Raw genomic sequence first — 22,388 nt, 5'->3', positions numbered from 1 at the left:
TTTTTCGATGATTAATTATAAAACTGTAAAAGCCGTAATATTTGATTTGGACGGTGTGTTGGTGGATACGGCGGTCTACCATTTTCAAGCCTGGCATAGATTGGCAGAAGGCTTGGGTTATTCGTTTTCTCTTGTTGATAACGAACAGCTGAAAGGGGTCAGTCGCATTGAATCCCTCGAGCTTATTTTAAAATGGGCGGGGACGAAAATATCCGATGCTGAAAAAGCGGATTTGCTGTCACTTAAAAACAAATGGTACTTGGAGCTGATTGAACAACTCAGCCCTGACCACTTGCTTTCAGGTAGTTTAGATCTATTAGAAAAACTCCGGAAAAAGGGGATTAAGATTGCATTGGGGTCAGCCAGCAAGAACGCGATGGGTATCCTTGAAAAAACGGGGATTATCAGCTATTTCGACGCATTGATTGATGGAAATGTGGTTCAACTGTCTAAACCTAATCCAGCAGTTTTCCTGAAGGGAGCTGAGGCTTTGGGAATTGAACCGGCATGCTGTCTCGTGCTGGAAGATGCCCAAGCCGGAATAGATGCGGCAAGGGCAGCCGGCATGCAGGTGATAGGGATTGGGCGGGCTGAACATCTTAACGGAGCAGATTTAGTGGTAGCCGATTTAAGAGCCTTAGTCGATAAATTTTAAATTTTAGGAGCAATTCAAGTGATGGAGGCAAGGCGTAGATCATATTGGCAAAGAAGACCAGAATGATTGAGGCAGAGTATCCGTCGCGCATTGAAAAAAATATAAAGATGAAAACATATATCAAACATAACCCTTGGCAAATTATCGAAGACACCTTTCGTCCCGAACATAATGAATTTTCGGAAAGTATCTTCGCTATTGGTAATGGTCGGATGGGGCAGAGGGCTAATTTTGAAGAAGAATTCAGCGGGAAATCGTTACAGGGATCGTACCTAGCGGGTATTTATTATCCTGACAAAACACGCGTGGGCTGGTGGAAAAATGGGTATCCCGAATATTTTGCCAAGGTCATCAATTCCATCGATTGGATAGGCCTGCATATTCTAGTGAATGGGCAGGTTCTCGACCTAAACAAAGTTGCGGTCAAATCTTTTGAACGTCGCCTGGATATGCAAAATGGGGTTTTATACCGCAGTTTTATCGTGGAAATGCTTGATGGGGCACAGTTGAAGGTTGAAGCAAGCCGGATGTATCATCTGTTTGCTTCGGAAACAGCTTCATTACAGTACAACATACAGGCACTTTCCGGTCCGATTGCTTTGGAGGTCCGTTCGCATTTAAATGCTGAAGTTGTCAATCGAGACAGTAACTACGACGAGCAATTTTGGGAAAGCACAGCGCAGGGAAGAGATGGTGAAAATACCTTTGTGGCGGCGCGTACCAAGAAAACTGGCTTTGAGGTGTACGCGCTGCTTACAACTACCGTGACAGGACCTACAGCCGTTGTCGAAGTGCAAGACACGGTGACAAGTCGAGGCTGTATGGCAGAAATTTATAAGACCGAGCTAAGCGAATCTCAAATTTGTCGCGTTGAAAAGCGAGTTTCCATTGTTACATCACAGAACCATGTGTCGGCAGAGCTAGAAGTGGCTGCTTCGGTCAATTTACATAAGCTAGATGCACTGAGCTATGAGCAACTAAAGGAGAAACAAGCAGCAGCTTGGCAAGCGATCTGGGCAGAAAGTGACATTGAAATCAGTGGTGATGTTGCTGCGCAGCAGGCTATACGCTATAATATATTTCAGCTCAACCAGACCTATACCGGCGAAGATGAGCGACTCAATATTGGTCCGAAAGGTTTTACCGGAGAAAAATATGGCGGTGTCACCTATTGGGATACTGAAGCTTATTGTATTCCTTTTTACCTCGCAACACAATCTCCAAATATTGCGCGTAACTTGTTGATTTATCGTCATCAGCAATTGGATAAAGCCATTGAAAATGCCGCTAAGCTTGGCTTTACCAATGGAGCTGCACTTTATCCCATGGTGACGATTAATGGTGAGGAATGCCATAATGAATGGGAAATTACGTTTGAGGAAATTCATCGCAATGGAGCTATTGCATTCGCGATTTATAACTATGTCCGTTACACCGGTGATCAGGACTACATCTGGTCACACGGCTTGGAAGTCTTGATTGCGATAAGCCGATTCTGGGCACAGCGCGTTAATTGGAGCGCTGAGCGCCAGCAATATGTCATGTTGGGGGTGACGGGACCAAACGAGTATGAAAACAACGTGAACAACAACTGGTATACCAATCGGATTGCTTCCTGGTGCCTAGAATATACACTGGACTGTTTAAACAAGCTGGCGCAGCTGAACTCCGACATTGCTGACGCATTAAAAACGAAGTTAGCCATAGGAGCGGAGGAACAGGAAAAATGGCAGCATATTATCGATAACATGTATTATCCTTTTGATGCGCAGCGCGGGGTGTTTCTGCAACAGGATGGTTTCCTCGACAAAGAGTTAATTCCTGTGGCCGAACTTGATCCGGCTCAACGACCGATCAACCAGCGTTGGAGCTGGGATAGGATTCTACGTTCCTGTTACATCAAACAGGCCGATGTGCTGCAGGGCTTTTACTTTCTCGAAGACCAGTTTGATCTTGAAGCCTTAAGGCGACATTATGAATTCTATGAGCCGTTTACGGTACATGAAAGCTCGCTTTCTCCTTGTGTCCATGCGATATTGGCTGCTAAGTTGAATAAACCAGAAAAAGCCTATGAATTCTATCTGCGGACCTCTCGTTTGGATCTGGATGATTATAATAACGATACCGAAGACGGTTTACATATCACTTCCATGGCGGGTACCTGGATGACAATCGTAGAGGGCTTTGCAGGAATGCGGATTAAGGACGGAAAACTGTATTTAAATCCAATGTTGCCTAAAGAGTGGGAAGGGTATAAATTCCGTGTCTTATTTCGCGGTGCGACCTTGTTGATTGCGGTACGGTCGGATGGATTTACGATCGAAAATGACAGTGACACTGCGGCCCATATCCAGACGGAGGCAGAAGCTTTCATTCTGGCTGCACAAAGCAAAAAGCAGGTGTTTCAGGTTCGGTAAGCCCCTGTTTTCAGCAGCGTAAGAACCAATCTTATGCTGCTGAAAATAGGGATTAAGTGATAATTAAATTGTATTTTGTCTTAAATTTTGATAGCCTATTATGGGAAATAAACCTGAATTAAGCATTAGCCAGGTCATCAATATGAGTTTTGGGTTTTTGGGCATACAAATGGGGTTTGCCTTACAAAACGGCAATGCTTCCCGTATTCTACAGACATTTGGTGCTGATGTAGAACACCTGTCGCTGTTTTGGCTTGCGGCTCCGATTACGGGGATGATTGTGCAGCCAATTATCGGGCATTATAGCGATCGAACCTGGAATAAATTGGGGCGTCGTCGGCCTTATATTTTGGTGGGTGCACTGTTGACCACCATAACCCTGTTTTTGATGCCGAATGCAGCGGTATTTACCACATTGCTAGCACCACTTTGGGTAGGAGCAGGACTATTAATGTTTATGGATGCTTCTATCAATGTGACAATGGAGCCCTTTAGAGCCTTAATTGGCGATAATCTACCGAGCAACCAACGTAGTCTTGGATTCTCTGTACAAACCTTTCTGATCGGTATTGGAGCCGTATTGGGATCGTTACTTCCCTTTATACTGACAAAATATTTTCATGTACAGGGAACTTCCGAAGCCGGTCAGGTGCCAAACAATGTGATATATTCTTTTTACTTTGGTGGTTTTGTACTGCTTCTAACGGTGTTGTGGTCGGTGTTTAAAACGAAGGAATATACGCCACAGGAATTACGGTCATTTTCCGATACCCTGGTGGTTGAACAGGAGACAGCGCCAAAATTTGGTTTGCGCGCTATCGTCAGCGATATTGGTAAGATGCCATTGATCATGCGCAAACTCGGTTGGGTTCAATTCTTTTCCTGGTTTGCCCTTTTTATGATGTGGGTATATACAACTCCTGCGATTGCAGATTCGGTTTTTTACCTGCGGGAAGGAAATCGGCAGGATCTTTATATGGAGGCGGCCAATTGGGTGGGCGTGCTTTTTGGTATTTACAATGGGGTATCGGCTCTATATGCTTTGTTTATTCCGCGGATAGCCAAACAGCTCGGGCGTGGAAAAACGCATGCGCTTGGGCTTTCCATTGGAGGACTCTCGTTGATTTCACTGTTTCTGATTAAAGATGCTAATCTGCTGATTCTTCCCATGATCGGTATTGGTATTGCTTGGGGAAGTATTTTAGCGATGCCTTATGCCATTTTGAGCGATCACCTGCCTGCAGGGAAAATGGGGGTTTATATGGGTCTTTTCAATTTCTTCATTACCTTACCACAGATTGTATGTGGATTTTTTGGAGGAATGATTATCAAATATTTTTTTCATAGCCAATCCATTTATGGCTTGTTGTTGGCCGGTGTATTTATGCTGCTGGCTGCATTCTTTGTTCCCAAGAGTAAACGCTAAGATCATTATCGTAGACGTAGTAAATAGAGGAGCTTACGTCTACGATTTTCTGCTCACTTGGCCAAGCTCCTGCAATTGGATTTTCATCATCCCCTTAAGTATACTAATTTGCTTTAGTTAGCACGGCTCGCTTTTACACAGCGGGATAATTTCGTTCGATTTACTAAAACTTGTGCGTATCATCTGCTGAAAAATGCGCCATCATTGGCTGAACACGTACATGTTATTTACTGTTTTCAAGAATATAGTTGCTCGGCGACATACCATAATGTTTATGGAAGTCCCTGGAAAAATTGGATTGCACGGTGTAACCGACCATCGTTGATACTTGGGTAATGTTGTATTCTTTCTTGGTAAGCAGTTCTGCCGCTTTTTTTAATCGTGAAATATTGATCAATTCATTGGGTGTTAGGTCGGAGAGTCCTTTGATTTTACGGTAAAGGGTCGGACGACTCATATGCATCAGTTTGGCCAGTTCATCCACATTAAGGTCTATCGCTGAAATATTCTCATAAATAACCGTATTGAGCTGACTGATGAAATCTTTGTCAGGACCCGAAACGTTGATATCTATTAAGTTGGAGCTGGGTGCGTTAGTGAAGTAATTCTTGATAATTTTTCGGTTCTTGAGAATATTGCGTATTTGTACCATGAGGAATTCAAGCGAAAAAGGTTTTTCGATATAAGCATCGGCACCATTTTTTAATCCCTGAATTTTGGAATCCAATGCATTTTTTGCGGTCAGAAAGATCACAGGAATATGACTATAGAGAATATCTGTTTTGATACGTCTGCATAAAGCCAGGCCATCCATAATAGGCATCATGATGTCTGTCAGTACCAGTTGTACATTTTCTTGGTCTAATATTTCGAGCGCTTCGGCACCATTGCCGGCTCGTAGGATTATATAGCTGGTTTTTAATTCTTTATTGAGGTAGGCAAGAATTTCTTTATTGTCTTCGACGAGTAGAATCACCGGTTTTTCTTCCTCCTGATCGTCTGGTTTATCATTTAATACATGATCGTCATTATCTTCCTGAAAAGATTTGATGTCCAGTGATTGTTCTTGAAAAATCGGTACAGACAGCAGGAATATATTGCGGTTTTCTTCCAGATAGACAAGTGACAAGGTTCCTTGGTGCAATTCGACCAAGGAGCGGGATAGGGGAAGGCCAATACCTGTCCCCGTATCTTTATCGGATTCGTTCAATCGATAAAATGGTTCAAATATTTTTTCTCTTTTTTCATAAGGAATAAGCTCACCATCATTCTTAAATTCGATATTGAACATAATATCATCGCTATTAAAAGGGAGGAGCCGGACATAGACTTCTTCATCTGCATATTTGATGGCGTTGTGAATAAGATTAGTAAAGATTTTTCGGAGAGCTTCCTCATCCACATAAGCAGCGAGACTGATACGTGGCAGGCTAAGCTCATAATGCAACTGTTTATCTTTTGCAAGATAATTTAGGTCGTGGAATACTTCGGATAGGAGTGTGTTGATGTCCGTTTTAGTAAAAATAAGGCTCATATTGTTGGTTTCTGCTTTTCTAAAATCCAGTAGTTGGTTGGTCAGGCGAATTAAACGCGCTGTATTCTTTTCAATTAATGCGAGATCCTTGGCTGTGTCGCTATCGGTAAATTTTTGTTGGTTTATTATTTTCTCAAGGGGCATTTTGATCAGGGTGAGTGGCGTACGAATTTCGTGGGCCAGATTGGTAAAGAACTCCAGTTTGAGGTTATAAATTTCCTGTTCTTTTTTTCGTTCATAGCTATCCATCTTTTGAGCATTATTGGCCTTTATAAGTAGAAAATAATACCGTAATACGAGCAGTATAATCGTACCAAGGCTCACAAAATAAAGTAAGTACGCCCAGCTTGATTGCCACCAGGGGGGCGAAACAATGATGAGCAGTTTTTTTTCTGTCGGATTCCAGACGCTGTTGTTATTTGCACCCCTGAACTTAAACGTATACGTACCTGGTGGAAGTTTATTGTAATATATTTTTTGATTTCCCGTAATATCGGTCCAGCCTTTATCATAACCTTCCATGATATAACGATAGGGATTGCTCTTTGGGGAAACAAAGCTCAAGGCTGCTATATGGAAGCTGATATTGGAATTGTCGTAGGTTAAGTGTATCTCTTTTGATAGGGAGATGGATTCTTTGAGTATGCCATTTTCACGAACCGGCACACTGACATTGTTGATCTGAATGCCGCTGATGAATATGGGTGGAATAAAACTGTTCTTAATGGATTTTGTGGGGTTGAAGCTTACCATTCCTTTGATAGTCCCGAAATATAAAGTTCCGTCGCTATCTTTAAAAGCCGAATTATAATTAAACTGATCTGCGGGAAGCCCATCTCTGGAGGTATAGATGACCCTTCGAGGGACACCCTCGTCCAGCCGGACCAGTCCACCGCCGGTCGATATCCAGATGCTGTTGTTGTCGTCTTCCAAGACCTTGAATACTTGATTAGAAGGTAAACCGGATTCGGTGAGGTAGTTGGTGAAACGTCCATCACGGCGGTATTTCGAAAGGCCGCTTTCGGTGCAAAACCATAAATTCTTTTTGCTGTCTTCAAATAGGCCGTTGACGTAATTATTGACGAGTGTATTTTGTTTACCTTGTTCGGACAGCAAATGCTGTATTTCTCCCGAGCTGCGGTTATACTGGAAGATCCCACTGCCATAGGTATTGATCCAGAGTATACCATATTCATCTTCATAAATGCCTTGTATCCATGCTTGAATAGGAAGGAGATCAAAACTGTCCTTATTTTTGTTGTAGGCGTATAAAGCGCGGTCTGTGCCAACAAACATCGTATTGTCTTTGGACTTATAAATGCATACGGCGAAGCTACTTTGTAAGGGACCTTGGCCGATGCGGTCATAGTGCTTTTTTAATTTTCCAGTCTTTACGTCGAGAATGTCAAGTCCATGTGTGGTGGATCCTACCCAAAGATCGTCGCCGATTGTTGCCAAGCCATGGACATTGTTATGCGCAATACTGCCTTTTTTTCCGTTGGCAAGGAAATGCTGGATTTGTTGTGTTTGGGCATCTATTTTGTTCAATCCGCCATCTTCTGTTCCGATCCAGAAATTTCCATAGCGATCTTTTTTGATATCGTGTACAATATTACCTGATAGGGCTGATTTTCCAAATCCGGACAAATACTTCTTGAAATTGTCGAATTGGTTGCTGTATTGGTTAAAGCCACCGAAAAATGTTCCAAACCAGATATTGTCTTCACGGTCCCGATAGAAATTCAGGACAGCATTGTCAGAAATGGCAAATGGATTGAGCAGGTCTTTTTTGATGTGTTGGCTCTGGCCTGTGTGAATATCATAGGTGTATATTCCGGTTTCAGTTCCAATCCAGTATGTCGACTCTGTTTGTTGAATAATACAGTTTGCCTGAATGACTTTGTTGGGGTAATGACTTGCAAATAGATTTTTTAATGTGCCATTTTTGAAATCAAACAAATAAGCCGAATTGATTGTTCCGACCATTAGCAATGAATCGTTGATCGCATATACGGTTTTGGTATTCGCTAGTGTTTGTCGATCGATCTTTTTAAGATCAACAGGGAAAAATTTACCCGTATTAACCTGATACCGTAGTATTGTACTGTTATTGTCTGTTACCCACAACCCACCTTTCTTACTGCTGGTGATCGCTACTAGGGTATTTTTGTTGAGATCAAATGGGAATATTTCTCCTGTATAAGAATTGTAACGGTACAGTTTTCCATTGGAAAGCAACCATATAAAGCCTGCGTATTCGTGTATGGCATTTACTTCACCGATGGGTATGAGCTTGAATGGTTTGAAATCTTCTTTTATGGGATCGTAACGATAGGCACCCCGTGTGGTACCCACCCATAGGACACCTTTGCTATCTGTGAGGAGGCTTAAAATAGATGAACTTCCGATACTTGTCGAATCTGAAGCATTGTGTCGAAATATTTTAAATTGATTACCGTCAAAACGATTAAGGCCATTCCTCGTTCCTAGCCACAGAAAACCCTGAATATCTTGTGTAATACATTTGACCGTACTATTGGAAAGGCCATCGTGGGTCTGATAGTTTTTAAAATAGATCGATTGTGCCTGCAGGTTGATAACTGCCAGCAAGATATACAAAAGGAGTATGGTGGTTATTCTTTTCAAAACTGATTACGTTGAACTAAAAATAGTCAATTAAAAGATAAAAAAGAGTTTTACTGATACGCTTTGATATAAAATTGAGACGCTCTGATTGGACGAGATACAAGGATTTGCGCATTTTTATAAAACAATAATAACCAAATATAAACGTATGTTTCGCCCTAGAATTATGACAGGTATATCCTGTGTCTTTGTTTTTCAGTTTGTTAGGTTTTTGTTTTTACAGGTGCGGCAATATCTTCACGATGATTTGGTATTCCATTTGGGCGTTAACGATTTTCATACTGATCGTTACGTATTTGCAATAATTGGGAAAGACCATACTCATTTCAAATGAGTTTTAGGACTAAAAATAAACCATTAAAAATCACTTATTATCAGCTGTGTATCTATTGCACACGATAAAAAATCAATTAAACCACCAATCAAAAAGCGTATGAAAAATAAACTACTTGCACAATGCGTAATGACGCTCACATTTCTGCTTGTATCTTTTATTGTAGTTGCCCAGACGAAAGTCTTGAAGGGGAAGGTTGTAGATGAGACTCAAAGTCCATTGGCAGGAGCTACAATCAAAGTAAAAGGGGGTACCGCGGCTACCACAACAGACACGGAAGGTTCCTTTACATTGACTATTCCCAGTGAAGCTAAAACGCTGGAAGTATCCTTTATCGGATATACTTTAAAAGAAGTACCTATTGTGGGGAGCGATATCACGGTAGCGCTTGAACCTAGTGCCGGTCAGGGCTTAGATGAAGTCGTTGTGATCGGTTATGGTACGGCCCGTAAAAAAGATCTAACGGGGTCTATGGTCACTATTGGAGCGAAAAACTTTAATAAGGGGATCATGACCAGTCCCGACCAACTCATACAAGGAAAGACACCAGGGGTGATGGTGATTAACAATACGGGGCAACCTGGAGGGGCAACGACCGTACGTATTCGTGGGAATTCATCGATCCGCGCCAGTAACAACCCGTTATTTGTGCTGGATGGCGTGCCTATGTCGGGTAATTCGCCTCTGCCCGAAGGAAGAGGAGGTTTTTCTTCCGACAGAGGAAATCCTTTAACTTACTTAAATCCGGGTGACATTGCTAGTATGGACATCCTTAAAGATGCTTCGGCTACGGCAATTTATGGATCACGTGGGGCAAATGGTGTAGTCATTATTTCCACGAAAAGAGGTAAAGTAGGACAGCCCGAGGTTTCTGTGGGAGCCTCTGCAGGTGTTTCTACCATGCGGGAATATCCTGATGTATTGGATGCAGCGCGATTCAGAGAGGCGTTGAAATATTATACACCATCTGAAGTGGCAAATGCTGATTTTGGTGGTAATGAGGATGCTTTTAAAGCAATCACAAGAAAAGCCATCACGCAAAATTACTATGCTGACGTGGCGGGTGGAACCGAACATGGTAAATACCGTCTTTCGGGTGGGTATTTAAACCAAAATGGTATTATTCGTGGCTCACAACTGAAGAAATATACAGCCAATTTTAACGGGAATTTCCGTTTTTTGGAAAACAAACGATTGGGATTGGATTTTGCAGTCTTTTTGACGCAAATGGATAATAAATACGCGCCGATCAATGCGATGGTAGGTTCTGAAGGAAATGTGATTTCCCAAGCACTGCAATGGAATCCAACGCGACCATTACGCGATGAGCAAGGTAATTTGACCTTTGTGAGTTCAACCACACGAAATCCATTGACAAGCATTGAAGCCTTTAAGGACTTGGCGACAACCAATACAATGGTGGTCAATTTGGCGCCATATTATAAAATTACAGATGATTTAGAGTATCGCTTTATTTATAGTGCGATGCGACAAACAGGAAACCGCGAGGGTATGTACCGCGCCGGGCTTATTGATCCTTCTGCTGTGAACAATGAGCAGGCTTTTATCTCCAATAACGGGGAAACCAACTTGCAAATGACGCATATGCTCTCTTACAATAAACAAATCAATTCAGATTGGAGTGTCAATGCAGTAGCAGGCTACGAGTATTTGGATTATAATTATAATAATAACATTTCCTTTGGCGGTGGATTTCGCTACCTGGGGTTAGATTATTTTGACTATCTACAATATACGCCTGTTTCCACGCGTGAAATATCGTCGTATAGAAGTCCAACAAACCAATTGCAATCGCTTTTTTTACGGGGCGGCTTCAATTACTTAGACCGTTATTTATTCACTGCAACAGTGCGAAGGGATGGTTCAACGAAATTTGGTTCAAACAACAAATACGCCATGTTCCCTTCGTTGGCCGTAGCCTGGAATGTTAATCAGGAAGAGTTTTTAAAGTCTTCCGGTATCTTTGACCAATTGAAAGTGCGATTGGGTTGGGGAAAAACAGGTAACCAAGAATTCCCTTCTGGTGCCTCATTGAATAGATTGGTCTTCGGTAATCAGAGTGTAAGCCAGGCTAACTATGGAAATCCTGACTTGAAATGGGAAACTTCGACGACGATCAATGCGGGTATAGATTTCGGAATCTGGGGCAACCGTCTATATGGATCCATTGATTATTTTAATAAAAAGACCACAGATGCGCTATTTGAGCAAACGCTTGCACAGCCAGCTCCTGCGGGACGTATTTGGGTAAATTTGGACGGTGAGATTGTCAATAAAGGGGTAGAGGTCGCGTTGACAGGTACAATTATTAAAAATGACAATTGGACTTGGGATTTGACAGGTAATGCAACATTTCTTAAGAATAGTGTAAGTGGCCTTGTTGGTTATTATGAGACAGGAGCACTCCGCGGCCAAGGTTTTTCTGGTGTATTGGGACAACGAATGGTCAATGGCCAGCCATTGAATGTATGGTATTTGGCCGATTACCAAGGTATCGACCCGCAAACCGGAATGAGCATGTACCGTGGACAGGATGGTAGTATCAGTACGGCCAACGATCCTGCAATTAATAAGTTTTATATGAACAGTCCAAATCCAACCACATTATTGGGTATCTCCACCAATGTAAATTATAAACAGTTTTCTTTGGCTGCCAATATGAATGGCGCTTTTGGACATTATCTATTCAATAATACGGCAGCGACGACTTTGGGATTGAGCAATTTGTCATCACGGAATATCGGTTCAGCATTCTTTAATACAGCTGTAAAAGAGTCTACTTCCAATTCGGCTGCGCCTTCGACGCGATTCCTTGAAAAAGGTGATTATCTAAAAATGGCTAATCTTACTTTAAGCTATCGTGTTGGAAATGTAGGCAGAACACTGAAGAATTTAAATGTATCCCTTACTGGACAGAATCTTTTCATCATCACGAAGTATACAGGGTTTGATCCTGAGGTGAATACAGATGGTGCAACAAATGGTATTCCTTCGTTGGGTATCGAATATTTACCATATCCACCGGCAAGAAATATCCTATTGGGGGTTAACTTCTCACTTTAAGCGTATACTGTAGATCATTAGATAATAAAAAGAGGAGAGTATCAAGATTGATTTAAACATATTCATATTAGTGAATGAATAAATCTGATCGCCTCATTACGAATGAAACACTAAAGGCAGTATAAATGCCTTACAGTCAAAATGGATGAATAAATAATCAAATTTAGACGGATGAAAAAGATGAAATTAAGAACTTTATTATATATCGGAATAATTGGCTCCATTGTAACAAGTACATTTTCTTGTACTAAACTAAAGGAGGAATTTAAAGGAGAATTGGAAGAGGGGACATCCAATGTGGATCCTGGAAGCTTGTTGATCACAGCTTATAATTCATTGAATACCCCTTATCAGCAGGAACAGCGCTGGGTGATGCAGGAAATATCCACAGATGCTGCTATGGCTCCTACACGGGGAGGTGACTGGGATGATAATGGGATGCATCGTGCGATCCATTTACATACCTGGAATGCTGATAATGGTTATATGAACAATACATTTGTAAGTCTTGGTACAGCCATCTATAATGCGGGTAATGTGTTGCGGTATAATCCGAGTGCACAGCAAGGTGCTGAGGCGAAGTTTATTCGTGCGTTGGTCATGTTTGATATGTTGGATCTCTATGGCGTAGTACCCGTCCGGGAAGGAGCCTCTTTTGAAGATTTTAGAATCGCACCAGAGGTGTTACAGCCACAGGCGGCTATTGATTATATCGTGAAGGATCTCAACGAAATTATAGCGAGTTTGCCTGCAAACGGTCCGAAAGCAGCCTATGTAGCCAATAAAAATGCGGCAAAAGCATTGCTGATGAAGATTTATTTGAATAAAGGAACATTTTTAAACAGACAAGCTCCTTCTTTTGCTGCCGAAGATATGAATAAGGTGGTGACCTTAGCCAAGGAAATTACGGCTTCGGGATCCTATACTGTTTCTGCAAAGGGCAAGTACTTTGATAATTTTGCGCCCGATAACGACGAAAAGTCTACCGAAAATATTTTCACTTTATATAATAAAAATGGCGATAGAGGTGGAAATGTGGATCGCACCTGGAATACTATTGCGCACTATAATATGAGACCTGGGGGCTGGAACGGTTGGTGTACTTTATCAGATTATTACGATAAATTTTCGGATGCCGATGAAAGAAGAGGAATTTACTATAATTATCCGGCTGATACGACTTCTAACAGAACAAAAGAATTCAAACGTCAAAATGTAGGTTTTTTTGCAGGACAGCAATACAATTGGAGTACAAACAAACCATTGATGGCGCGAAATCCAGCGAATGCACCTTTGGTCTTCACGCGTGAAGTGACCATCCGGACCTCTGGAGCTACATTGGAAACAGCGGGTATCCGTCCAATGAAGTATGCCTTTGATTATGCTGTCACTGGTCAACGAAATAACGACTGGGTAGTCTTCCGTTATGCCGATGTATTGTTGATGCAAGCAGAGGCTATATTAAGAGGCGGAACCGGAACTGCAACAGAGGCACTTGGATTAGTTAACACTATTCGGACAAACCGTGGTGTGAATAACTTGACAGCGTTGACGCTTGATAATATATTAGACGAGCGTGCGCGTGAGTTGTATTGGGAAGGTTGGAGAAGACAGGATTTGATCCGTTTTGGTAAGTTTTTATTAGCCTGGCAGGAAAAAGCTGCGGATTCCAGCCCGAAAACATTGGTTTATCCAATTCCGAGTCAACAGCTTGCTGTCAATCCAAATTTAAAACAAAATCCAGGATACTAGATTTTATTGATATCCATAAAACAAGCAGTTTCACGGTGTTTGTTTTAGTGCGAAGGTATTTAGATGACAAGTGATTTTTCTTATCATCTAAATACCTTCTTTTTTCTATATAGTGATTAAAACTAATCTATCTTAATACCAACTTATACCTCTTCACAATTTTTAATCAATTTTTAGACAGTAATCAGTCATTGTTTATTCAGTTTACACTGAGCAATCACTGAACAATCACTGAACGAGCACTGTTAAAAGGGATAATTTGGTCACGAGTTGAAACGAACTTGCTGCGCCTAAAAAATACAAGAGAAGAAAACAGGACCCATAAGTTGCCTATCGGCAAAGTAGCTTTTATGAAAGAAAGCGCTTAAAATGGAGATTGAGGCGATGGCCTTATCGAAAATATTATCTTGTTTTTTTGATAAAAAATAATCACTTTAGAGGTGGATAACTAGCCAAAAAGCATGGGTCATTTTGATGGATCAAATTGAAATTCTGTCAGATACCAATTTCGATATTCTTTGGAAAGAGGATAACAGCATTGAAACAAGACTATCTAAATGTAGATTATGATGGATAAAATCCTACAGCGGGCACCGACTAACGAAAAGGAGTTTTTTTTAGCTTATCGTTATTGGTATAGGAAATTGTACTATTTTCTGTATCAGAAGACCCAATGTTCGAATCTGGCCGAAGATGTCGTCCAGCAGACTTTTCTAATTGTTTGGGAACGCAAGAATCATGCGAATCAGCAAATCCAATTCAGTACCCAGCTCTTTCAGATTGCACGAACAAAATTAATTGATGAGTTGCGGCGGCGTGCTTTGAATAGAAATTATGTAGAGTTTGAGAAACCTTTTGTACTGACCCAATATGAAGATCTTGAACGACAAATTGCCTATAAAGGAGAGTTAGAATACGTAAAAGAGCTGATTACACAAATGCCTTTTATGCGGCAACAGGTCTTTTATCTCCATAAAATTGAGGAATTGAGTTATAAAGAAATTGCCGTCAAATTGTCTATCTCCCCGAAGACGGTAGAAAACCACGTTAGCATTGGTCTGAAATTTATTAAAAAGTTTTTTAAGTTGTCTTAGGGGACAAGCCCATCACTATTCGTATAACAGTTATATACCTATCCCGCTAAAAGGATAGAAACTGTTATGAATCGCAAATCCTTATTAAATAAATTCCTGGCGAATGAATGTTCTGCTGAGGAAGCGAAACTTGTCTTCAAATGGCTGAATGATGATCCGACCTTATTGGATGATCTCATTTCAGAAGATGACTGGGTTTCCTATATCAATCAGGAAAATAAGTCAAAACGTGGTGGTGATAGCCTGTTGAGAATCATTACTGTATTCATCCTGTTTGGTTTCCTGTTCATCTTAACCAATCTTTTGAGCACATCAACTGATGAACCTTTACAAACAGCGAGTTTCATTCATGAAATTTACTACAACCCTTCTGCTCAGCCTAAAGAAATTGTTGCAGCGGACCATTCGATTTTAACCTTGGAACCCGGGGCACTGATTCAGCTGGGCATAAAACCGGATCTTGATTTTAGACGGGTTAAATTATTCAGTGGAAGGGTCAGTTTTAAAGTAGCGAAAGATCCTTCAAAACCTTTCATCGTCGAAAGCGGTACGTTGATGACCACTGCGCTGGGAACAGAATTCATCGTGGATTATAATGCGGCAGTTGAACATGTTCTGATCCGATTATTTGAGGGGAAAGTTCGCGTTGAATCTATAGATCCGTCCGTAGCCGAGACAAAGATTCTTAAGCCTGGCCAACAGATTTATTTTGGCGGGGTGAACACGATGTTTGTTTCAAATTTCAAAGGTACACCAAAAATGAGCGCGGGGGAAAATCTACCGGCCCAGCTTATGCTTTCTTCCACGGAAAAGCCGTACCGCAATCCGGCAACAATTCACCAGAGCGCCAATTGGCTCCAATTGGAAGAAACCGCTGTATCCGATATTATTCAATATATCAATCATGAGCTTGATGTTCCTATATCCTATGATTCATTAATCGTTAAAAACTATCGGATAAAGGGGCGGTTTAGCAAGAATCCGACCATGGACCTGAAGGACAAAACGGATCTTGCGGCGTCTATTTTGCAGTTGATTGTTGAGGTGAATCCGTTTATTCTTGAAAAACAACATAATACATATATACTCAAAACTAAAAAATAGAATCATGGTAAATTTCAACTTAACCAAGAAACCATTTTTTGTTTTTATTGCCTTGACACTGTTATCTTTTCAATGTCTAGCGGGAACAATAAATGGCGTAATCAAAAACTCGTCGGGGCAACGGCTGGCAGGGGTAAGTATAATTTTGAAAAATCCCGGCAGCAGTTTTTCGACAGCAGCTTCCAGTGCGAGTGATGGTAGCTTTCGTTTTGCTGATGTACCGAATGGCAAAGGTTATGAACTGACTTTTTCATACATCGGGTATCAAAGCTATGTAGAACGAAATGTGCAGGTTTCAGCTGATGGAGCCACCACTCTTTCCATTATTTTGGAGGACCAGGTAAATCAGCTGGAAGATGTTGTCGTGATCGGATACGGCAAACAAAAGAAAAGCGATTTGACAGGCGCCATTGCATCGCTTTCCAGCAACGAACTAACGAAAGGAGGGGCTGTGAGCAATGTTGGTCAGGCCCTACAAGGTAAAGCTTCCGGTGTCGTTGTAACCCAGAATTCAAAGGCGCCGGGTGGAAGTACATCGATTCGGATTCGCGGAACCAATTCCATTAGTGGAAGTAATGATCCACTCTACGTGATCGATGGATTTCCAACAAATAATGGCATTAACATCAATCCCGATGATATTGCTTCCATGGATATCTTAAAGGATGCTTCGGCAACTGCGATCTACGGCTCCAGAGGTGCGAATGGTGTCATCATCATCACCACAAAACGTGGGCTTACGGATAAGAACAATATTACCTATAGTGGCTATGTGGGAACACAGAAGCCGATTGTACCATTTACCTTCCTCGATGGTAAACAGTATATGAATCTCGCTAATGCGCTTTATAAAGAAATTCAAGGTCAAGAAAATCAGGAGTATGCCGTTTACACCAAGTCACAGCTTGAATCTGATGTCAATACGGATTGGGTGAAGGAAACCATGCGGAACGGTATTTTGCAGAACCATAATTTACAATTTTCTGGTGGTGGTGAGAAAACAAAAGTGTTGACGAGCATAGGCTATTTTGATCAAAAAGGTGTTTTAAAAACAACAGACTTTAATCGAATTTCGGGACGGATCAACGTGGATCAAAAGGTAAATGATTATATCCGCACTGGAGCGAGTCTATCCGCGCAACGGGAAAAATCGAATATGCAGGTGTATGATGGAAATATCCTCAATTCAAATGTATTATACAGCATATTGACCTATGACCCAACAGTACCTGTTTATAATGCAGATGGTAGTTTTGGAAGACCTCCGGGAGGGCAGGGGGATAACCCTTTGGCCAACCTGATGTCGCGGATCAATGATGTGCAAAGGGACAAGTTGAATGGAAATATTTTTCTTGAGGTCAATCCGATCAAGGAACTGACGTTGCGCATAGATGCTGGAACTGAAATTACACATGATCAATTGGGCAGTTATCTGACCAGAGATTCTTATCAGGGTGGGATAGATGATGGTGTCGCAAGTCAGGCCGATTACAATGAAACACATAACCTGATTGATTTTTATGCTACTTACGCGAAAGTCTTTAATGAGAAACACAATTTGAGTGTGATGGGGGGCTATTCGTATGAGAAATATGTGCGCAATAATAAGGGAATCAATGTGAAAGGTTTTTCAACAGATCTGCTGGAATATAATAACCTGGGCATGGCCTCAAGCATTACAGGAGTAAACTCTGCTAAAGCTGAGAATCTGGTTATTTCGTTTTTCGGACGGGTAAATTATTCCTACGCTGATAAATATCTGTTGACGGCGACTTTACGTCGTGATGGATCATCGCGTTTTAGTCCGAACCATCGTTGGGGAACTTTTCCTTCAGCAGCTTTTGCATGGAAAGTCAACAATGAAGATTTCATGAAAGAGCAGCAGCTATTTTCGGACCTAAAATTTAGGTTGGGTTATGGCCAGACCGGTAATGATCGTGTAGCGGATTATGCCTCTTATGGATTGATGGACAATGGACATTATACGTTTGATGGCGTGACCAATTCGGGTGGGGTTAAACAAAACCCAACTTATCCCGAGAACGATAAACTTAAATGGGAATCCACAACGCAATATAACGTCGGTCTTGATTTTTCATTTTTTAAAAACCGGTTAGCCTTTACTTTGGATGCCTATTATAAGAAAACAAATGATCTTCTGATCAAGAGTATACTGCCTTATTACACGGGATATACCTCCGGACAGCGAAACCTAGGTACGATGAATAATAAGGGACTGGAGTTTTCTGTAACAAGTAAGAATATGACCGGAGCGTTTACCTGGGAAACAAAATTGAATTTAACGATGAACCGAAATAAGGTCTCAAGTCTCGGTGGAGAGCCCGAGCAATTGTTGACTTCGTCTAAACCAATGGGGAATGTTTCTGAAGAAGCTTATTCGGTCATTCGGGTTGGGGAGTCGCTGGGCTCGTTATTCGGTTATAGATACCTGGGTGTTATCCAACAAGGAGAAAACTATGCGCCACAGCCAAATTCTAAACCCGGCGATCCTAAATTTGCCGATGTAAATGGCGACGGAACGATAAATTCGGCAGATCGTACGATAATCGGCCGTGGTTATCCGAAGTTTAACTTTGGTATGACCAATACATTTGCCTATAAAAACTTTGATTTGACTGCATTCATCTATGGCAATGTTGGAAACGATCTACTCAATATGACACGTATGAATCTGGAGTGGAAACGTACCACAGAAGCTTTAAATCGATGGACACCGACCAATACCAATACGGAAATTCCGAGAAATGGATTTTATTACATGAACTATGGTGGTTATATCAATGACCATTTCATTGAGAATGCTTCCTTTTTGCGTTTGCGTAATTTGACGCTGGGATATACCATCCCGTTGAAAACCAAAGCTGTTCAGTCGATAAGAGTATACGGTATGGCGGAAAACTTATTTACCATCAGCAATTATTCTGGATGGGATCCTGAGGTGGATACCAAGGGATATGAAAATGATGCGCTGGTAAAAAATAGAGCCGGAAATAATCAGAGCGCTAATGCGGGGGTAGGTCTCGATTTTAATTCATATCCTTCGATGCGCTCCTTTACCTTTGGTGTAAGTGCAACATTCTAATCGCTAATACTAAATCAGAAATGACATGAAGACGTTTAAAAATAACATTAAATATATTTTAGGGATAGCGGGTTTATCGGCCGTGTTGAGCTTAAGCTTAAATAGCTGTACCAAGCTGGATCCAAAATTATACAGCGATCTGACAACCAAAAATGCTTATTCAACAGAAAGCGACATCAACGCCGCTTTAACGGGAGTCTATACAAGTTTATCGCCTTATCCCGGAGATGCATATCTGTATTACGCGGGATATCTGGTAATGATAACGGACTATGCCACGGATATGGGCTTTTCTACCGCCGCAGGGGATCCTACACGAATGAGCAACTTTACATACGATGATAATAATCGATATTTTAAATTCAATTATCAGAATATGTATCAGGTCATCAGCAATGCCAATATGCTGATTGACCGTATCGAGCGTGTCACTATTCCCGACGATCGCAAGAAGAAAATTATCGCACAGGCCAGGTTCTTACGGTCACTATCGTATATGGATCTTACCGATGCCTGGGGACCGGTGCCATTGATAACAACGGTCAAGAATCCAACGGAAAGCTACCACGAGCCCTTGGCTGCTGTCGACAAGATCGATGCCCAAATTGCTGAAGATTGTCAGTATGCAATCGATAATTTACCGGAGAAATGGTCGGACGAACTGGGTATTGGCCGGGCCACGAAAGGTGCCGCGCTGACCCTAATGGGAAAGATGTATATGCGTTCGCACAATTATGAAAAGGCAAAAACTTACATTGATCAGGTTCTCGCCCTACGTGATAAAGGTGTGTATACGTTGAATCCGGATTTTAAGAAAGAATGGTCCGACAATAATAAAATGGATATGGGACTAATCTTTGGCATCTTGCATGAACCAACATTAAACGGGGGCGAGATCACCAATCACTTTGGACCGACGGACAATCCGGAAGTACCGGATAGATGGCAGTATTATGGTGTTTCCCTTGATTTCTGGCGAAAATATAGTGATCTGGATCCGCGTAAGAAGTTTTTCTATTATAATTACACCGGAAAGGCGGTACGGGATAAAAACACAAAATATGGGTTCTTTTATATGTTACCAGCCAAAGGACAGACTACTCCGCCAAGTGATACGGTAAAATTCCTGCAAAATGTAGCGACGAAAAAGTATTCGTATGATATGGTCAATAATTCCTATCTGGATGGCCGGACGATTCAGGTCTTTCGATTGGCGGATGTTATCTTGTGCAAGGCTGAAATTGAAAATGCATTGAACGGGCCTGCAGCAGCATTACCTTTCATCAATGAAGTCCGGAAAAGAGCTGGAGCACCAGAATATGGTAAGCATCCAGATTTTCCAAGTCCCGCAAGTAAGGAAAGTATGATCGATGCGCTTGTTGATGAACGTGGTTTTGAACTTGTATTTGAATACAAAAGGCGTCAGGACCTGATCCGCTTGGGACGTTATGAAAAAGTAAGTAATGCTTATTTGAAGGGCCGGGGACTGAAAGAAAATGTGACCGAAGCAATGCGCTATTTCCCTTATCCATTGGAAGAAGCTCGCTTGCATCAAGAAATGACAACGGCCAATCCAGCACGATTGCCTAAATAAACGTGATAAAGCAAATCCTATCAAGCGCATTATTTCTTGTAGTGCGCTTCATTTTAAAGACCAATGGCATTGAAATTATTTACAGATGAAACCAATTAAAGTAATTATTGCACTGATTGTGGTGGCAATAGTGGCGTTTGCCGCTTACTATTTTTATGCGCATCAAGTTGATATTGAGGATATTGAAGTGAGTTCGCCTAATAATCTGCCGCTCAATGCTGCTATTCAGGTGAAACTAAATAAAGCAGAAGCCCTGTATGTAGAGTATTGGAAGGAGGGAGAACGCCAGTCTTATAAGACGACAGTTTCAAGTGCGGCTGCTCAGCATAACATACAGTTAATGACGCTTGAACCTAATACAAGTTATAAGTTTCGGGTTATTATAGATCGGATTATTCCCATAAAATCAAGTGAACAATCCTTTAAAACAAGACCACAATCACCATGGATGGTACACGACTGGATCAAGGCGGATCATCCACACGATGAAAAAGCCCTAGGTAACGGCATGGTGTTATTATGCTATCGTGGATTCCCGGGGTATATGGCCATGGTTGATGGTAAAGGAACCATCCGATGGTATTGGCAGGACGAAAAGTTAGGGGTACGCCTTGCTTCACTGACTCCAAGGGGTACGATCCTAGCCTTATTGGCTCCGGCGAGTAAAGATGAATTCAACAAGCCCAATCAGCCCAGCAAGAAATCAACCAATGCAAGTTATTATTTGAGAAGCGGCCGTATCGGATTTGTCGGTGGAACAGTACTTGTTGAAATTGATCTAACAGGAAAGGAAATTGCTCGTATAGATCTCGATAAAAAAGGGATTATCATGCACCATGATGTGCAGATGGATGGCAACAATAATATTGTAGGCATTGTGCGGGATTTCAGAATTGACGACCGTCCCAACCATCCAAAAGATACGCTTTGGGGGGATGCTATCCTGACGATGGATACACAAGGCAATATCTTAAAGAAATGGTCACCTTGGGAAAAATGGGATATTCAAAAAGATAAAAAATTGGATAGCCTTAAGCATGACCGATTCCATTTGAATACCATTTCCTTCGATCGTGACAATAATTATCTAACTTCTTCGCCCATTGAAAATCAGGTTTGGAAGATTGATGCCAAAACCGGTGATATTCTTTGGAAATTGGGTAAAGGTGGCGATTACAAATTAAAAGATGAGGAACTGTTTTATTTCCAGCATGCGCCGCATATTACAAAAACAGGTGAGCTGTTACTTTTTGACAACGGCGATTTTTCTCCGCGCGATAGTACGACAGCCAATAAACAATCACGAGCAATTGCTTTTAATCTTGATCAAAAGAATAAAACGGCAACGCTTGCGTATGCGGCTCCAATTCCGAAAAAGCAGTTTACAGCAAGAATGGGGAGTGCCTATGAATTGGATAATGGTAATTTGCTGCAGACAAGCTCGAAAACAGGCAGTGTACTGGTGACGGAAGACAGGGAAGGTGCTTTGGGAATTAAACGCTTATTTTATTCCTTATCGCGCTATTTATGTACCCGAGGAAACCTGGCGCAAATACAGACAAAACTAGGTGAAGATGTTAGGAATAAAACTTAATTTTAAACCTCTTATTGACCAATAAAAGTAGCTGCACTACGGACCCATTTT

The 22,388-nt window shown here is 41.5% G+C and carries 11 protein-coding genes; 10 read left to right on the top strand and 1 reads right to left on the bottom strand.

The annotated features are described in order from the left end of the window. Window positions 1-7 precede the first annotated feature (7 nt). The 3 genes from pgmB (at window position 8) to BGP15_RS09225 (ending at window position 4,498) form a co-directional block, all read left to right on the top strand. Window positions 8-655, top strand: coding sequence for a beta-phosphoglucomutase (gene pgmB, locus BGP15_RS09235; RefSeq protein WP_286769308.1), 648 nt, complete (start codon window positions 8-10; stop codon window positions 653-655). Between the two features lie 107 nt (window positions 656-762). Further along, window positions 763-3,072 (top strand): family 65 glycosyl hydrolase domain-containing protein, encoded by a 2,310-nt coding sequence (locus tag BGP15_RS09230; protein ID WP_286769307.1) that lies wholly within the window; start codon window positions 763-765, stop codon window positions 3,070-3,072. A 100-nt stretch (window positions 3,073-3,172) separates the two neighbouring features. Continuing rightward, on the top strand, window positions 3,173-4,498 hold the full coding sequence (locus BGP15_RS09225) for an MFS transporter (RefSeq protein ID WP_286769306.1): 1,326 nt from the start codon (window positions 3,173-3,175) through the stop codon (window positions 4,496-4,498). A gap of 223 nt (window positions 4,499-4,721) precedes the next feature. Here the strand turns inward: BGP15_RS09225 and BGP15_RS09220 are convergent, their stop codons facing one another. Then, window positions 4,722-8,678 (bottom strand): hybrid sensor histidine kinase/response regulator transcription factor, encoded by a 3,957-nt coding sequence (locus BGP15_RS09220; protein WP_286769305.1) that lies wholly within the window; start codon window positions 8,676-8,678, stop codon window positions 4,722-4,724. Between the two features lie 433 nt (window positions 8,679-9,111). On the opposite strand from BGP15_RS09220, the gene BGP15_RS09215 reads away from it, so the two are divergent. From BGP15_RS09215 to BGP15_RS09185, 7 genes are all read left to right on the top strand, one after another. Continuing rightward, on the top strand, window positions 9,112-12,096 hold the full coding sequence (locus tag BGP15_RS09215; RefSeq protein ID WP_286769304.1) for a SusC/RagA family TonB-linked outer membrane protein: 2,985 nt from the start codon (window positions 9,112-9,114) through the stop codon (window positions 12,094-12,096). Window positions 12,097-12,276: 180 nt separating this feature from the next. Continuing rightward, entirely contained in the window at window positions 12,277-13,848 is a 1,572-nt protein-coding gene (locus BGP15_RS09210; RefSeq protein ID WP_286769303.1) for a RagB/SusD family nutrient uptake outer membrane protein, read from the top strand. 566 nt (window positions 13,849-14,414) lie between these two features. Beyond that, the gene (locus BGP15_RS09205; protein ID WP_286769302.1) at window positions 14,415-14,942 is read left to right on the top strand and encodes an RNA polymerase sigma factor; all 528 of its coding nucleotides are present in this window, start codon (window positions 14,415-14,417) and stop codon (window positions 14,940-14,942) included. A gap of 66 nt (window positions 14,943-15,008) precedes the next feature. Then, a complete protein-coding gene (locus BGP15_RS09200) occupies window positions 15,009-16,046 on the top strand; it encodes a FecR family protein (protein WP_286769301.1) in 1,038 nt (345 codons plus the stop codon). 4 nt (window positions 16,047-16,050) lie between these two features. Continuing rightward, window positions 16,051-19,149 carry a SusC/RagA family TonB-linked outer membrane protein gene (locus BGP15_RS09195; protein ID WP_286769300.1) on the top strand — a complete coding sequence of 1,033 codons (3,099 nt, stop codon included), beginning with the start codon at window positions 16,051-16,053 and terminating at the stop codon, window positions 19,147-19,149. A gap of 25 nt (window positions 19,150-19,174) precedes the next feature. After that, on the top strand, window positions 19,175-20,743 hold the full coding sequence (locus tag BGP15_RS09190) for a RagB/SusD family nutrient uptake outer membrane protein (protein WP_286769299.1): 1,569 nt from the start codon (window positions 19,175-19,177) through the stop codon (window positions 20,741-20,743). 85 nt (window positions 20,744-20,828) lie between these two features. After that, window positions 20,829-22,337: an aryl-sulfate sulfotransferase gene (locus BGP15_RS09185; protein WP_286769298.1), complete on the top strand. Its 1,509-nt coding sequence runs from the start codon at window positions 20,829-20,831 to the stop codon at window positions 22,335-22,337. The last annotated feature ends 51 nt before the right edge of the window (window positions 22,338-22,388 follow it).

It is taken from the genome of Sphingobacterium sp. 40-24 (assembly GCF_001899705.1).
Taxonomy (GTDB): Bacteria; Bacteroidota; Bacteroidia; order Sphingobacteriales; family Sphingobacteriaceae; genus Sphingobacterium; species Sphingobacterium multivorum.
The sequence above is the reverse complement of the archived record's forward strand: the minus strand, read 5'-3'. Positions and strand labels throughout refer to the sequence as shown.